The organism is Aquimarina discodermiae (genome assembly GCF_040786235.1).
GTDB lineage: Bacteria > Bacteroidota > Bacteroidia > Flavobacteriales > Flavobacteriaceae > Aquimarina.
This window is the reverse complement of sequence record NZ_JBFMKP010000008.1, coordinates 131,543-148,583: the sequence shown is the minus strand read 5'-3', so window position 1 is coordinate 148,583 and position 17,041 is coordinate 131,543. Positions and strand designations below refer to the sequence as shown.

Genomic DNA, 17,041 nt, shown 5'->3' with positions numbered 1-17,041 from the left:
GACGCATTTCAGATTAATAAATAATTATAAAAGTTTAAAATAAATAAAATGAATAACGATCAGATAGTGTCAAATACCGAAGAACCCCGAGGTAAAGGAGGGATAAAAAAATACCTTATGTATTTATCCATCCTCATGGTTTCTTTGATGGGAACAAATTTGACCGATTTTGCATTAAGTGTATGGGTATTAGACCAACCCGAACAAAGCGTGTCTTCATTTTCGATGATATGGTTTTTTGAAGCTATTCCGGGAGTACTTCTAGCAGTTTTTATAGGTAGTTTTGTAGATAGGTGGAACAAGAAAATGATCATTGTTTATGGTCAGGTTGTAGCAGGAATTGGTAGTATTATCCTCATGACTTTGTACCATTTAGATATGTTACTACCCTGGCATATTATGATAATAGTAGGGATTGGTTCTATTGCTACCACTTTTATTTATACTGCATTTTTTGTGTCCTGTAGAGCTTTTGTATCTAAAAAGGAATTGATAAAGGCACAAGGGATTGCAGCCATTATATTTTCTTTTATAGGAATGGGAATCCCTATTCTAGCTCCGGTACTCTATAAGTTATTGGGGATCGGAAATATATTTTTAATAGATTTTGTAACCTTTTTGGTGCCTTTGGTAGCTTTTCTGGTATTAAAATTTGTGAAGGTCCCACAGTCAGACGAAAAATTCAGTATCTCTAGCGATTTTAAACTAGCAATTAACTTTATAAAAGAAAGAAAAGGAGTCATTAGTCTGATGGTGTTTTCTTTTATTTTTAGTTTTTTATACGGTGCCGTAGAGGTATTGTTTACCCCGCTTATTTTAGATTTTTCTGATGAGTATACATTAGGGATTGTGTTGTCTGTGGTAGCACTAGGTACTTTGCTAGGAGGAATGGTAATGAGTGAAGACAGAACGTTTAAGAGACCTGTTCGCTCAATGACCACGATTTATTTTTTGGCGGGGATCGTATACTCGTGCCTATTTATAGAAGTAAATGCATATACCGTTGCTATTATTGGGATGTTAATCGTATTTCTTTTTGCCATGGAAGGAATTATTGATGATGCTTTTATATTAACCATCGTTCCTATGGAAATACAAGGAAGAATTACTGGTTTTGTTGGGTTGATGTTAGGAGGAGCTGCTCCTTTGGCTTTTATTACTTCTGGAGCCATGGTAGACTTTTTAAAAGGTTTTGTAGAGAAAAACCCTATTTCCTTTTTATCTCATTTACCAGGTACAAGTGTAACGACGGCCATTGTGATCATTTTTGCCGTGTCGGGTGTATTGATTATGGCAATCTCTCTCTTTTTTAGAGGGAGTAATGCGGTTAAACAATTGGATCAATTGTATCGTACAGAATTGGCAAAAGATGATATCGATGAAACCGAAAAGAAAGAGGATGCTATTGATAATGATCAAAATGTAATAGATACGTCAAAAACAGAAGTGATAGAAGAATATGAAGAAGTAGTGTAATACCAAATTAGGAAATGAGGTAGACCCCAGCTATGAAATAGCTAGGGTACGATTATAAAATAACACACAAATTAAAATTGATAATATTATGGAATTTGGATTAATGTTTTTTGCCAGCAGCCAGGATTCTTTATCAGGTAATATCTATGACCTGGTAAAGCAATGTGCAATTTATGGAGATGAAAATGACTTTACTTCGATATGGATCCCAGAGCGACACTTTACAGAGTTTGGAGGAGTGTATAACAATCCTGCGGTATTACATGCTGCGATTTCGAGCGTAACCAAAAGAATACGATTAAATAGCGGTAGTGTTGTCATGGCATTACACGACCCTATTCGTGTTGCAGAAGAATGGGCAATGGTAGATAATTTATCAAATGGTAGAATAGGGTTGTCTTTTGCTTCTGGATGGAATCCCGATGATTTTGCATTTTTTCCAGAAAATTATGCCAAAAAACACCAGGTGATGTACGAAGGAATTGCCACCGTAAAAAAACTATGGGCGGGCGAGTCTATCGAGCGACTAAGTGGAAACGGAAAAATGACCTCGATAAAAATATTTCCATCACCAGTGCAAAAACCCATCCCCTTGTATAGTACCATAAGTGGTAATCCAGAAGGGTATAAAAATGCAGGTAAGTTAGGAACTAATATTCTTACCTCATTATTAGATCAAACCTTAGAAGAGTTGGCAGAAAAAATAAAAATATACAGACAGGCGCGAAGTGACAATGGTTTTGATCCAGCAACAGGTAAGGTGTCTCTTATGTTACACACCTTTGTAGGAGAAGATGATCATGCGATCAAGGAAGAAGCCAGAGCCCCGTATTGTAATTTCTTAAAACAGAATAAGAAAATTTTTGAAGGATTATCTCATAACAGAGGAAGAAGCAATACACTAGATAACCTTCCAGAAGATGAATTAGACGATTTCTTTAGCTTTTTATACGATCGATTTGCCACCACAAAAGGGTTGATCGGTACCAAAGAAACCTGTATACAAATGGTAAGAGATACAGAAGCTGCAGGCGTAAATGAGATCGCATGTCTATTGGATTTTGGACCACGATCAGAACGAGTTTTAGAAAATCTACAACATCTTAATGCCTTAAAAGAAGCTGCAAACCAAGTATTGGCATATTAGTATACAGTACAACATTCAACAAAAATAATTTACACAATCATTATTAATTCAAAATAAAGTTTAACCAAAGAATTTAACAAAAATGAAAGTACCTAGAGTAAGCAATATTAGCGAAGAACAGTTTATAAAAGAGTATATCATAGGATGTAAACCTGTTATTGTAACCGATGCGATGGAGAAATGGGATTTAGAAAAATTCTCTCCAGACTACTTAAAAAAAGAGTATGGAGATGAGTTCGTACAGGTATATAACGAATTATTTGACCTACAAACCGTTCAACCACTTGAAGAGTATATCGACAACAATTTTTATAGAACCGAAAAAGAAGGATTGTCTGATCAATACATGAGATGGTATACCAAACTAAAAGAAGTAGATTTCTACTGGTCTGATAAAGTTTTTGAGGGACTAACCCCTTCCTGGAGCCAGCCTTATTTTGTGCCTTGTACTTCTTTGGTAGTGCCAAGCAATAATGAGGCAGATCAACGAAATGTAAATCAGTACCATTACCCATACAAAGGGTTGTTCATTTCAGGAAAAGGATCCAGAACAAGATTACACAAAGATCCATTTACAAGTAATGCAGTATTATGCCAGTTTTATGGTGAGAAAAAGATCTTTTTATACAGCCCAGAAAAAGAAAATAGTGTGATGCATAGCGACGGTAGCTTTGTAGATGTTAAAAAACCAGACCATGCTAAGTTTCCTGATTTTGCTAATATTACTCCAGACTACGAAGATGTATTATCTAAAGGAGAAATTATTTTCTTCCCTTCAGGATGGTTTCATGATGTAACCTGTGCTACCGATAGTATTTCTATTACCTGGAATTTTGTGCATCTAGAGCAATTAGAAGGACTGTGTAAGCATATCGAAAATCACCCAGAAGACGATCAGTTAGAAATTTTAAAGTATTTCTTAAAAGATGAAATTTCTCAAGATGCTGATGCTAAGCAATTGGTAGAATTTTTGAATAATAAATTTAAACCAGCACTTACGTAACAAATTTTTTATTGCGTAATGCAAGTTATTTTTAAACGTGAGTTCGACGTAAGAAAATTTACGTCAGTCAGAGTGATTTTCGGCAGAGAATTGTATCGAAGACAAGTAAAATTTCAATTAAACCCAGTCATCATGAGCCCGACAAAAGGTCGATATTTATTGTAAAAAACCACTCGAATTAACGGTTTTTATAATGACCGGAATATTAATCGAACTCAGGTTTATATGAAATTATATCTAAAGAATTAGAAGTGGAACTTTAACGTAAGAGTAACACCCTCTAATTTTTAAATGCCATGATTTTATACAAAAATCATGGCATTTTTGATTTGTTAAGAAAACTCATTACAAACTTCATATGTTAGTGTCATATTAAACAAAAAATAGAAATGTTTTTAGAATCGAAACACTTTTTTATTGTCATTAATCACCTTGTCCCATCTGATAGATTTGTTAAGTCCTAAGGACCTTGTCGTTGACCATACTGATATATGGTTATGTTAACGTTCTCATTCCCATTAATAGATTTAATATTTACGAAAGTGGATCTGTCATCTCTTTTATTATTGGTTTCTGGATGGATATAAAAACTTCCATTCCCATTTCCTGGTCCAATCGAAACACTTACAAAGGATCCTTGAACTGTACTAACTTCCCAAGAAGTATTACTTATTACGTTTATGATGGCACTATCGTCATAGGCTTGAAAAATAATTCTTGTGGGTGAAACTGTTAACGCAATATTTATCCATTTTTCACCATACCAATCGCTTAAATTGTGCTTTGTGTTGTTAAATTTTGCTTTTTTAGTTTTGTCATACCAAAGTTTAGCCAATTCATTAAGGCCTATTTTACTTGGTTGCTTTCCCATTTCCTTAAAAATATCGGCAATGCTTATCTTTCCACTAGTTGGTAATGCCATTTTTTAATTCTTTAATTAGTGATCTAAGCTCTTTTATTTCTTCTTTTAAAGTTTTCACTTCAGCATGAAGTTCTTGTACTCCTTTTACAGCAAGAACGGCTCCCATTTTATCATAGGACATTGCATAATGTTCATTACTTTGATGTACCCATTCTGGAAAAACTTCTTTTACTTCTTGTGCAATAAACCCTAATTGTTCTGTCTGATCTTTTGATTCATCTTTCCATTTGTAATATGAAGGAGTTAATTGATCTATTTTATTTAGAAAATTCTCTCTTATAGGTTGTATATCTGTTTTTAATCGTATATCTGAGTAAGCAGTAACATTACCTGAAGCAATGGTGTTACCCCTACTATCAACTTTAAAACGATTACCATTAGGTCCTACTTGAAATTGCCCATCTGTTCTTAAAATTCCTGTGCCACAATAAATCCCTGAACCAAAATTATTGGCTGGATTTATTCGTAACCAACCATCACTAAACTGTATAATTCTCTTACCATCTCCAAAATAATAGTTTCCGTTAGCATATATATCGCCTGCTGTCCATATGTTACTCCCTAATGCTGCCCTTGGATTCCCATTTTCACACCAAACTACTTGGTGACCACCGGCCATTGTACCCCCTGTTGCATTGTTGGTATGTTTATACCCAAAACCATATAAGTTACCGAAATTTGAACCATTGGCTGCTATTTTATAAGCAGTCCCTATGGACCATATATGGCTTGTTTTTTTACTATCATAGATGCCATAAATTCCTGCTTGTCTACTGTTTGTAGAGCCTACAGATAATACCCCTGTAAATGTATCATTTGCATTGGATCGTATAAATGCGCTACTATCAAGTCCATCAAGTTTGTCACTATCTGTAGCTTTGGCGTTTACTGCTAAAGCTCCTACAGCTGCAGCGGTTGGCTTAAACCCTTCATGATATACTCTGTTATTTTTAACAAACATTTCTTCAGAGGACAGTATTCCTTGAGTTTTATCTAAATCAATTTGAACTGCTATATTGGTAAGTTTAGCAAAATCAGGTAAGCCAGTTGGATCTGTTCCATCAAGGATCCAATTTCTTGCAATCCATCCGCTAATTTGATAATTTTCTAAAATCCAACCTGACACTGGAGAAGTATCTGCATCTATGTAAACCTGAAGCATTGCGCCATCGTATGTAGAGTTTTCTTTAATTCTAACATATCTTATGGTACCTCCATTGCTATATTTTGAATTGGATAAAACATTAATTACATTACCATTACCGTAATGATGTGAAGCATAAAAATGCACTGTTTGATGATTACTTGATTTCGTATCACGTAAAACAAACATTGCACTTGCCCGATTACCTGGGTTAATAGCAATGGTATACCAACCTTTATTAACAGTTTTTGATGGAATTGCATACTGCCTTGCAAAACCTGTAGAATCTATACCATCTAATTTATCACTATCTTTTGCTTTGGTATTAGACCCTGTTCCAATAAATAAATTATTTACCCAATTTTGAGTGGCAACACGAACACCATTTTCAAAAATTGCACCATCGCTCTTTCGCATATAGGTGTCTTTATTGTAGATCCCAATATCACCATTTACAAGTATTTTCTTATCAAAATAAAAAGATTTTCTATCTGTTTGAAAATGAACATGAGAAGTGTTTTGTGGACCGATATCTACATATCCATGGTTTGTTTTTATCTGCAAAGAGTTATTTGTTCCTTTTCTTAACCTCGTATTTATATTCTTAATACGGAACTCTCCAGCATTTACATTGGCATTTGCAGCAGTATTAGTTTTAGCAGTGTCTGCATTAAAATGAAAACTATTATCAGTATCATTATAACTGATAGCATCTACATTACCTGCATCGGTATAATTAAAAATAAGATATTGACCATTCCAGGCTTGGTTTGCATCTATTCCCTTGCGCACAAAGCCTGTAGAATCAATTCCATCAAGTTTATCACTATCTTTTGCTTTGGTATTAGGCCCAGTACCAACAAATAAATTGTTTACCCAAGGTTGAGTAGCCAGAGGTACACCGTTTTCCAGAATAGGTCCAGATGATCTTATACTCTTAACTCTTAACTCTCCATCTATCTCTGCATTTCCATTTATTACTCTAAATTTATCTCCTTCTTTATAGCCTTCACTTGTTCCATGTGCTCCAAGCCACCCTCCAATTACAAACAAGGAGTTAGGTTGAAACATTTGCATACTAGAAACTTCATTTTTAATGGTTTTAGTATCTTGATAAACCCCAAGCTGTAATAATTGATCACCGCTTCCATTTTCCTTTGGAACGCCTCTAAATTGATAATTTATCCTACCAGAGCCATCATTAAAAGGTGTTACAGAAAATCCTTTATAAGTTCCAAAAGGATTTTTATGAGATGTATTAAACTCTCCATCGGTGCCCATATAAACCCCTGTAAAATCCTTTCTATTTATTACCTGTACTCTACCTGTAAAATCTCCTCCTGTTTTTGCAATATAGTCTATGTTTGGCCTTAGTTGTTTTATAGTAATTATTCTTTCATCCGATAAGGTAATCACAATATTTCCAGAGGGGTCGGTAGTAAATGATTGAATTGATACTCCATCATCAGTAAAATGCCAAAAACTATCTATTAAATCAGCAAACTGTTGTTCGGTAGGTATATCCGCTGTTTCAAAATATGTTTTAAGTGTATTCTTTGATTTTATTGCCATGATCTTTTATTTTGTGTTGTTTAATTTAAGGTAAATAGGTTATGTCGTTTTAAACCATTACTCTACCGCAAAGGATATTCCTGATATACTTGTCCACACTGCTCCAAAATTGTAGCATGTTATATCTCCATTAGATTTTACATCTATTCTAATAGTAATATTACCTGTTTTAACTCCGCTAAATATCAATTGCTTTGAAGGTCTAAAACCTGCAGGTAACTTGAAAACTACTACAGTTTTATCATTATTAACGGTTTGCCCTTTGATCACACCTTCTATAAATACAATATTATTCTTTTTTCTATATCGGGTACTTTGATAAGTTGATGTCCCATAATTGGTAATATTATTTTGTAATGTAGGAGTTTGCCAACCACTATCTTCTTCTTGATATTCAGTTATGGTTACGACTCCTGTTTTACCGTTAACACTCTTTACTAGTGAATGCTTCTCTGCTGCTCTTTTGGCTCCTTGGGGGGTGACAAATCTTGTGTCATCATTAGCAGATTCTACCTCGGCCAATGTTGCTTGTTCAACAATACCTTTTTGCGTGGTAGTTGCATTAGGTAGGTTTGCTACAAAATCATCTTCTATTCGGTTTAAAAAGCTGTCAATCAAGTCTTCATAATCTTGTTCTGTAGGCTTTAACCCTTTTTTAAAACGATTCTTTAGTTCATTTCTACTTTTTTCCATTTTGTAACTTTTTATCGAATTAGATTTGTATTTTCTATAATCATACTGCCAATACCTTGTTCCTCTTCAACAACTGTATTTCCCGAAATTGTAAGTATGTTACTTTTAAGATTGATCATTCCTGCAGAGTTTTCTACATCTACTTTAAAATGATGATATATCGGAAGCAAATCTTCATCAAGTATTTCGATACTTCCGTTTTGTAAGGAAGTCTCTGATAGTAATAACTGTACATCGTCTTCATTGGTTATTAACTCATGAATTTTAACCCAATTTCCTTGGGTATTCATCTTATAAATATGATACTTCCCATTATGAGTTTTTTTATTCCATTTTAAAATAACGGTATCAATTATTTTTGGATCTGAGGTAGGATCAAAACTATATTTTGGCTCTGGGGCTTCAGGATTGGTAGACTCTACAATACTACTTATTAATAATTTTGAAGGTTCTGAAGGTGCATATTCTGTAACAATAATTGATGCTGAATCTATACCTTTGGCATATTCTACTTCTCTTGATACAGTCACTCTATAAAATAGTGGATCTCCATATGGGATAAAATTAAGATCTCTAAAAGCATCGTTTACCCTCCATATACTTTCATTAATTTGGTTGTCTAACGTAAGATCTATGGTTTTTACCAAATCCATCGTTCTAATGGATAGTGCATTTATTGGATCGAGTGTTCTGTAAAGACTCAGCTTTCTAATATTCTGTTCTTTTTGATAACTATTCAATTCAATAGAAAGACCTGGACTTACTCCTACAGAAGGAGTAAGATGTTTAATTAACTTATCAGTTTTAGAAACCGAAAGATCCATAATTTTGCTGCCTAATTGATATAATGAAAAATCAACTAGCAAAGGGATATTATCTTCAATCAAAAGATCATAAAATGGTCTATTGTTCTTTTTAAAGAAAATGACCATGTTTCTTCTTTCTATGGTAAGCAGGCTGTTTTCATCATAAGAGATACATTTTGCAATTTGGATTCCATTTTTATAAACATACAGAAATCCATCTTCTTTGGCATATAATGAAAAATCGATATCGCTTATTCCAGAATTTTCATTATATGATGTGAGACCAAGCATAATATTGGTGTTGTCTAATACTTTATAACTTACAGAGCCATAAAAGGGAACATACTGATTTGTATTTCCACCGGTATCCCATGCATTGCTCCCAAAAATTTTAGTAACCGTATTGTCTACAATCTCTATATTGTCCTCATTCGTATAGGTTAAGGGTATTGCTGTACTTAGTAACGTTTCTTCAGCATAATACTGATCATCACAATGCAATTCAATATGAGATAAAGAAGTATCTTTTTTATGCATTGCAAGATCTAATAGCAAACCTTCAGGAATGGATTCTAATATCAAGGTATATAAAACCTGATCATCTTTGCTAAACAAAATTTTATTACCTTTTCGTTCTATCTTTAGAACAGAATTTTGGTCATAACTCCCTATTTCTTCAATATTTTGACCATTTTGATATACGAATAACTTATTCGCTGAATTAGCATATAGGGCATATTCAATTGTATTAAAATGATCATTTTTATTCATTCTAGAAAACCCAACCATTGCAGCACCGCCACTTGAGCATTGATAGGAAACAAACCCATTACCCTTCAAAATTTGCTTACTAGCTGTTCCTGCATCCCAATTATCATCCGAGGTTTTAACTATTGAATTTCCGTCGACCACAACAATATTGCTATTATCAACAAAATCCAATCGTATCTTTTGTAATTTAAAATTTTGTGAAGCCAATACAGGTAATATCCTTTTTATTTCTGGAGTTTGTGGAGCTCTCGTATTTACCAATTTAATAGGTCCTAGAACCGGACTAAAATCACTTAATTGCAATGTGTTGGCCATTTCTCTTGTCATATAGAAATAGATATTGTTAGAAGTTCCGTCGAGGGTGAAATCTGTAAATAACACTTCTCTGGTTCCTATTTTCTTAGCCATTGGTGCTATGTCAAAATCAGGATGATTAGGTTTCAATAAATTACCATTTCTATCCCGAATTTGCTGTTTTTTATTGACCGGCTGATATGGGTGTGAGTTAATTTTACTAAATAGTAAAGGTACTTCTGTTAAAGGTGCGAACGCATTAAAAGTCCCAAACTTAATATAATCAGTAAGGGTCGTATCTTCACCATCATCACCGCCTGGAATAATTACAGAACTAGGAATTAAATCTCCAGGAGTAACATTTGGAATGTTTTGGTTATTCTCATTATTAAACTTATTGATATCTGAATTAATAATGGAAAATAGTGCAGGATTATCTGGATTCGGAAATCTGTATCCATCATTAAAAGGGGGATATATCCCAAATTGCCCATTTTCGTTTACAGAATCATTAGTCGGGTATGTATAATCAAACCCTAATAAATTATTCCACCTGCTTGAGAAGTAAATATCTTTACCAAAAGACGCTAGTTTTTCTTTAATTGCAATTATGGTACCTGCTCTATAGAGTGTGTTTAAAATAGACTGATCATCAGATCTATAATATAGAACAGAATGGGGCTTATGTTTAAATACGGTCGTGAGTGTATAGGTAGCTTTACCGAAACTATCAGGTCTAGTTGCATATAAAGCTCCTTGCGGCAACTCTGGTTGTAAAGCATCGGTTACTTCCTGAGTAAACATCATTCCAGGAGTGCCAATTTGAGATTTATAAAAATCACCTGCAGTAGTATAGCTCTTATCAATACTACGTAAACCAAATATAGAATACTTGATTCCTTCTCCTTCATCTGGAAGCAAGTTCTCTTTGATTAGCCCCCAGTTCGTGTCTGCGTATAAGTATAATCGGTATCCTGGATAAAAGTTAACAGAAACTGCATTACCAGTCTCAATAGGATTATCAGAGGCATAGTTTATGACTACATCAGAGTCTTGTTCTGTTACAGGCTGGAATGTATCATCTATTGCATATACTATCAAATTATTAGTAGTCCCAATATTTTCGAGTTTAATTACTTTGAGAATTCTTCTCGGGCCATTAGGATCTGTAGAAGTATGAACTCTAATGATACCACCATACCATTCTACAGAGTTTGCATTGGCTGCAAATTGTGGATGTTGCGCCAAGGTTTGATTAAACTCAATTTTATATGTCCCTTTATGAATTTGTTCTGTAACTTCATTTGTATCGTTAACTGATGTTGCCTGAAGGACTTCTGATATTGTAGCGCTTAGTTCCCAAATACCTCTGGTTTTTTCTATCGTTTTTTCAAGATCGGTATCTGCACCTTGCTGAAGTATTAGTTCTCTATGAACAGCCCAATTAGGAACTTCTACCTTAAGAGAATAAGGATTGTTTGTACCCCAGCTAGACGACGATACCATATTTTCTATTGCCATAAAACCACCTTCTGCCTCTGGGCTTTGTAATGCTGAGTTTGGATTGGGTTCTATATTGTTTTGTATGGCATCGCCTATTTCTTTTTTATATACTACAAAAGTTGGCGCAACACCGGGAACTACATTAAGACTATGAATAATGAATTGATCATTTCCCGTAGCTAAAACTCCCCCTACAAAATGAGATGGAGGCATTCCAGTAGGAATTATAGGTATGACTTCTTCTCCTGTACTATGAATCTGATATGATTCGGTTTCAACAACGGCCAAAATCTCGTTGTTAGGATCTGTAGTGACTCTTTTTACCTTTCCAGTAATATTTTGTGGCACTTCATTTCGGAAGAAAAGTTCGATCTCTTCGGCAAATACCTCATCGCTATCTTTAAAAATGGCATTTGGATCTAATAAATCAGGATATTTTATCTCATCTTCTTCTGTAATCTTATAAGAGATCAGTTCCTGCTCACTATTATAATCAAATAAAAGCCTTACGATTGTATCATCAGATCTTGTATTTGCTTCAAGCATCACTTGCTCATCGAAAGACGTAAGTACAAATGGTCGTTCTTCTACAATATGCACCGCATTAATTCCTGATGGAGGTAATAATCTATTATCTGGTTTAAAAGTGGTCGTTATAGAATGACTAATGGTACTCTGTTGTGACCTACTAAACCAATTAATCCCATAAGAACTATATATATGTGTTCCTTTTTCTGTTTCGCGATGTACAAAAAGAGAATCTTCGGCATCTGGAATGTTAAGTGGTACGGTTTCAGGAATTTGATCTTCTCCAGAAATTAATGCATTGAAATACTCTGTTGTACTCGAAATTTCTGGTCTGCGCCAATCTGTCTCTCCTTCTTTTTTATATTCTATTCCTGCATACACCGGAGTAGTTTCCTGCGAGGTATTAAATTCTTCTTCGGTTTCATAAAAAGCTTGTGTATGATAGTCTTTTAACTCTTCTGTATATAAAGTAATATAACGTTGTTTCCCAGAAGCGGTATATCCTTCATTATCTGTGAGTCCTATAGTTACCTCACCATCTCTTTTAGGCACACCAGGCACTGGAGGTTTTAGATCCATAGGGATTGGTAAACGCTCATCTTGCCTTCCTGTAGGGATAGAAACGTATAAATGCTGTACTTCCTTATCCCTAACGCCATCACCTAGGTTACCTTTAGTCATATACTCGGTCATGTAAATATACTTCTCGGTATCACTATTCACCTCGGTGTCCAGATACCCTAATCCCATCATACGAGCCATATGATAATCTAAAGAAGCAATAAACAGCATATCGAGATTAGAAATTTCTATCGAATCGGATATGGTCTCTCCATCTACAGTTTCTGAATATGTTAGACTCTCTAATGCTCGTGGATTAAGTCCTTGATTACTTAATTCTATATATTTATTAATAATCTCTTTAAGATTTCTATCTCCTGCTTCTTGTGGTCCACTCCAACGATCTTTATAATTATCAAGATTTACAAAACAACCATCATTAAATTTTGGCCATCTACCATGAATTGTATTTGCAGTATTCTCTAATCTGCTAAAAGCTTCTGTATCGAGATTGGTTAATGCAAACTCACCTAGTTCAACCCATGTATTATTTTCATTCGCAGTAGAAATTACGGTACTATATAATTCAAATTTTATTTCTTTTACAACACAGCTAGTACCAAGATATCGTATACTTCTTATGTTTTCTGCTGATTGGTAGGTATCTGATAAAGCGGCTGATGTAAATGTTTTTCTTGCTACAATATTTTTGGAAGCACTTAGTTTGTTGTCATCTACAGCAAGTAATTCTGTTTTTAGAGTACTATTAGGAATGGTATCTAAAGCGATAAGCTCTGCAGAAAATACTAGCTCATCCTTACTTTCTATCTCTATTAATTGGTTTCCATATTGCCTAATAAACTCTAATGGATTTCCTGATAATGGGTTAATGGTTTGTCTTGCATTTTGATAAGCTAGCTGATTTCTAAAGTGAACAAAATATTTTTTGCTATTAATACGATAGATCCATAAGGTATTTTGATCATCTACCAGAGTTGGTGTTGTCGCCAAATCAATGGTAAGTTGTTCTTTGATGTATGGCGTTTTATACACCTTAACAAAATCATCGGGTTTGTTAAAATTAAGTTCATTACTTGCATGATTACCTTTTGGTAAATGTTGCTCTCCTAATTTGTTTTTAAACATCCATCGCAAATGTACTCCTGGCACACTACCATCGGTACCGGTAGAACCCGCAGCTTGCAAATAGAGATGTGGAGTTTGTAGGTAGCTAGTCTCATTAATTTCTATTGTAATTGGGCAATCTTCACCTGCATCTGTGATTATCCACTTAAATTGACTTATTATGCGCGCTCTAGCTTCTGCTCCTTTACAGTAATTACTATAGCCTCCATGAAACTCTACGTTTTGCTGTAGGTTTAACTGACTCCAGCCAATTAGTATAGCATCGTAGTTCTCAATAGATAGTTTTACTGTCAAAAACATATTATCCATAACAGTGACCTTGCTCACATCCCATCTTCCTAAATCAGCATTAAAAGATATAGCTCCGCTAAACATTTTAGACATGTTGGTAACGTTACTCACATTCCAATTACCTAGATTTGAATTGAAGGAAGTAGCGGCTTGAAACATATTGGCCATATTAGTAACTTTACTTACATCCCAATTACTGAGGTCCGAATTGAAGTTAATTGCAGCATAAAACATCCTTCTCATAGTAATAGCCTGACCTACATTCCAAGTGCTTAGATCTGAATTAAAGGAAGTTGCATTAGAAAAAATCCAACTAATGTCTGTTACATTACTAACGTTCCAATTACTTAAATCTGAATTAAATGAGGTAGCTGAACGAAATAAGCTATTCATAACAGTAACCTGACTTACATCCCAATTACTAAGATCTGAATTAAAAGAAGTAGCCGAACGAAAAAGACTATTCATTCCAATTACTTTTGATACATTCCAATTACTAATATCTGAATTAAATGAAGAAGCTTGATAAAACATCCAATCCATTCTAATAACATTACTTGTATCCCAGCTACTAATATCTGAATTAAAGGAAGTTGCGCCGTTAAACATGTGGGACATATCGGTAATATTACTCACATCCCAATTGCTGAGATCTCCATTAAATGAAGTTGCGCCAGAAAACATGTTTCGAAGACTTGTTGTCAAGGATAAATCTGGTGTATCAGTAGCTCTTAATGTTAAATTCTTACAGCCGTTAAAAGCAAATGCCAAAGAATCCCATTTCATAGTTCCCCATTGCTCTATGGTTAATATTTTATTCTGGTCTTCAAACTGAGAAAAATATATCCTAGGAAAGTTTCCGCTTATTTTTATGGTATGTATACCTAGTGCTACATACGTATGCGTAGCAGTACCGATTACATTAGTATCTACCGTACCATCCCCCCAATCAATAGTGTAATTGTAATCATAACCAGTATCAATAATAGGTATTGTTATAGACTCATTATTGGTTGTTGTTTCCCAGGTTGTGATAAAATAATTTGTTTCTTGAGAAACAAACTTAACACCGGCCGTTTGTGATGCTATAACACTATCAACAGTAAAAGACACAACAGCTGCTCCAGCTTGTGTAGAAGAGGTTAATATTGCTGTATACGTACCATCATTATTGTCGGTTACTGTACTTAAGGAACCTCTGGTAGTGGCCATAGTAACAGTACTACCCCCCGTATCGATATTTACTCCGGATGCATCTTTTAATTGAACTGTAATAGTAGATGTCGAAGTCCCATTAGCTTCTATACTGGTCGGATTGGCCGTAATAATCGATTGAGTAAGATCAACACTTAAACATTCTTCCCCTGCATCAAAAATACTCCACTTAAACCGGTTTATAATAGAGGTTTTAGCTTCTTTACCTTTACAATAGGTACTTAATCCAGCATAAAATTTGACTTCTTGTTGTAAATTCAATTGACTCCAACCGATGAGTAAGGCATCATAATTTTTGGTAGATAGTTTTGATTCAGTAAGTATTGTAAACATATTTGTAACATTACTCACATTCCAACTACCTATATCTTGATTAAAAGAAGTTGCTCTTCGAAACATCCCCTCCATATTAGTTACATTACTCACATTCCAACTACCTATATCTTGATTAAAAGAAGTTGCTACATGGAACATTTCTTCCATATTAGTTACGTTGCTCACATTCCAACTACCTATATCTTGATTAAAGGAAGTTGCTACATTGAACATTTTTTCCATATTAGTTACATAGCTTACATCCCACATACGAACATCAGGATTGAACCGAGTACCTCTAAACATTCGGGACATATTTGTCACCTTACCTACGTTCCAGCTGCTTACATCAGAATTAAAAGATGTTGCTCCATCAAACATCCCATGCATATTTGTTACGTTTTGTACTTGCCAATTGCTCAAATCTGAATTAAATAGTTTTGCATTAAAAAACATAAAGGATGTATTGGTAACATTACGCATGTTCCAATCACTTACATCAGAATTAAAAAGAGCCGCACTAGCAAACATACTCTGCATGGTCGTAACTTTACTTACATTCCAACTACTTAAATCACTAGTAAAAATACTTGCCCCAGAAAATGTTCCACTCATATTTGTAACATTGTCTACATTCCATTGACTTAAATCGCTTTCAAAAACTTTTGTCCCTGCAAACATATTTTGCATGTTAGTTACCTTACTTACATCCCAATTACTTAAGTCAGAGTTAAAAGATCTTGCAGAATGAAACATTCCATACATATCTATTACATTACTAACGTTCCAGTTACTTAAGTTACTTTCAAAAATCCATGCTAATGTAAACATGTTTCTCATAGAGGTTACACTACTAACATCCCAATTACCGAGATCGCTATTAAATGAAGTAGCTTGTTGAAACATTTGGGACATATTCGTAACCTGACTCACATCCCAATTGCTTAGATCAGAAGTGAAAGATTTTGCAGAACGAAACATGCTTTGCGTACTAGTAACCTTACTTACATTCCAGTTACTTAAATCAGCATTGAATAGCTCTGCGTAATAAAACATACTCCACATACTAGCAACCTGACTCACATCCCAATTCCTTATATCTGCATTAAAGCTCTTCGCTCCCCAAAACATACCTCCCATTGCAGTTACGTTACTTACATTCCACCTACTAACATCCCCATTAAAAGACGTAGCCTCTCTAAACATATTTGTCATATTTGTAACCTTACTTACATCCCAATTACTTACATCTCCATTAAATGAAGTAGCCCACATAAACATACTACTCATATCTTTTACCTGAGATAAATCTGGAGTATCGGTTGCGTTTAAGGTTAATCGAGAACAAGATGCAAAAGCATTACTCATGGATTGCCATTGTATAGTACCCCATTGCTCTATGGTTAAAATCTTATCTCTGTCTTTATGATTTCTAAAGTATAACATTGGAAAGATTCCAAGTATTTTTATAGTATAAATCCCTGGTACTTCATATGTATGTGAAGCACCTGTAGTTACATTTGTCTCTATAGCGCCATCTCCCCAATCTATGGTATAATCATACCTAGTTATTACAGTTGGTATTGATATAGACTCGTTTTCGGTTGTTGTTTCCCAGGTTGTTATAAAATAATCTCTTTCTGCCATTTTCTTT

Annotated in this window: 7 protein-coding genes; 3 read left to right on the top strand and 4 right to left on the bottom strand. The window is 34.5% G+C overall.

Going from position 1 to position 17,041, the window contains the following annotated elements:
- Positions 1 to 48: 48 nt before the first annotated feature.
- The 3 genes from ABW636_RS06995 (at position 49) to ABW636_RS06985 (ending at position 3,626) form a co-directional block, all read left to right on the top strand.
- Entirely contained in the window at positions 49 to 1,476 is a 1,428-nt protein-coding gene (locus ABW636_RS06995; RefSeq protein ID WP_367589247.1) for an MFS transporter, read from the top strand.
- A gap of 88 nt (positions 1,477 to 1,564) precedes the next feature.
- The gene (locus tag ABW636_RS06990; RefSeq protein ID WP_367589246.1) at positions 1,565 to 2,623 is read left to right on the top strand and encodes a MupA/Atu3671 family FMN-dependent luciferase-like monooxygenase; all 1,059 of its coding nucleotides are present in this window, start codon (positions 1,565 to 1,567) and stop codon (positions 2,621 to 2,623) included.
- Positions 2,624 to 2,705: 82 nt separating this feature from the next.
- Positions 2,706 to 3,626: a cupin-like domain-containing protein gene (locus ABW636_RS06985; RefSeq protein ID WP_367589245.1), complete on the top strand. Its 921-nt coding sequence runs from the start codon at positions 2,706 to 2,708 to the stop codon at positions 3,624 to 3,626.
- A 460-nt stretch (positions 3,627 to 4,086) separates the two neighbouring features.
- Here the strand turns inward: ABW636_RS06985 and ABW636_RS06980 are convergent, their stop codons facing one another.
- The 4 genes from ABW636_RS06980 to ABW636_RS06965 are packed head-to-tail and all read right to left on the bottom strand — an operon-like array spanning position 4,087 to position 17,034.
- A complete protein-coding gene (locus ABW636_RS06980; RefSeq protein ID WP_367589244.1) occupies positions 4,087 to 4,548 on the bottom strand; it encodes a BACON domain-containing protein in 462 nt (153 codons plus the stop codon).
- The gene (locus ABW636_RS06975; protein WP_367589243.1) at positions 4,532 to 7,264 is read right to left on the bottom strand and encodes a tail fiber domain-containing protein; all 2,733 of its coding nucleotides are present in this window, start codon (positions 7,262 to 7,264) and stop codon (positions 4,532 to 4,534) included. Before ABW636_RS06975 ends, ABW636_RS06980 begins: the two co-directional genes overlap by 17 nt.
- A 57-nt stretch (positions 7,265 to 7,321) precedes the next feature.
- Positions 7,322 to 7,957 (bottom strand): hypothetical protein, encoded by a 636-nt coding sequence (locus ABW636_RS06970; RefSeq protein ID WP_367589242.1) that lies wholly within the window; start codon positions 7,955 to 7,957, stop codon positions 7,322 to 7,324.
- Between the two features lie 11 nt (positions 7,958 to 7,968).
- Positions 7,969 to 17,034, bottom strand: a complete 9,066-nt coding sequence (locus tag ABW636_RS06965; RefSeq protein ID WP_367589241.1) for a BspA family leucine-rich repeat surface protein — start codon at positions 17,032 to 17,034, stop codon at positions 7,969 to 7,971.
- Between the last annotated feature and the right edge of the window lie 7 nt (positions 17,035 to 17,041).

Excerpts from the sequence above, each read along its gene's own strand:
- ABW636_RS06995 (WP_367589247.1), top strand. The coding sequence starts at position 49 with ATGAATAACGATCAGATAGTGTCAAATACCGAAGAACCCCGAGGTAAA.
- ABW636_RS06990 (WP_367589246.1), top strand. The coding sequence starts at position 1,565 with ATGGAATTTGGATTAATGTTTTTTGCCAGCAGCCAGGATTCTTTATCA.
- ABW636_RS06985 (WP_367589245.1), top strand. The coding sequence starts at position 2,706 with ATGAAAGTACCTAGAGTAAGCAATATTAGCGAAGAACAGTTTATAAAA.
- ABW636_RS06980 (WP_367589244.1), bottom strand. The coding sequence starts at position 4,548 with ATGGCATTACCAACTAGTGGAAAGATAAGCATTGCCGATATTTTTAAG.
- ABW636_RS06975 (WP_367589243.1), bottom strand. The coding sequence starts at position 7,264 with ATGGCAATAAAATCAAAGAATACACTTAAAACATATTTTGAAACAGCG.
- ABW636_RS06970 (WP_367589242.1), bottom strand. The coding sequence starts at position 7,957 with ATGGAAAAAAGTAGAAATGAACTAAAGAATCGTTTTAAAAAAGGGTTA.
- ABW636_RS06965 (WP_367589241.1), bottom strand. The coding sequence starts at position 17,034 with ATGGCAGAAAGAGATTATTTTATAACAACCTGGGAAACAACAACCGAA.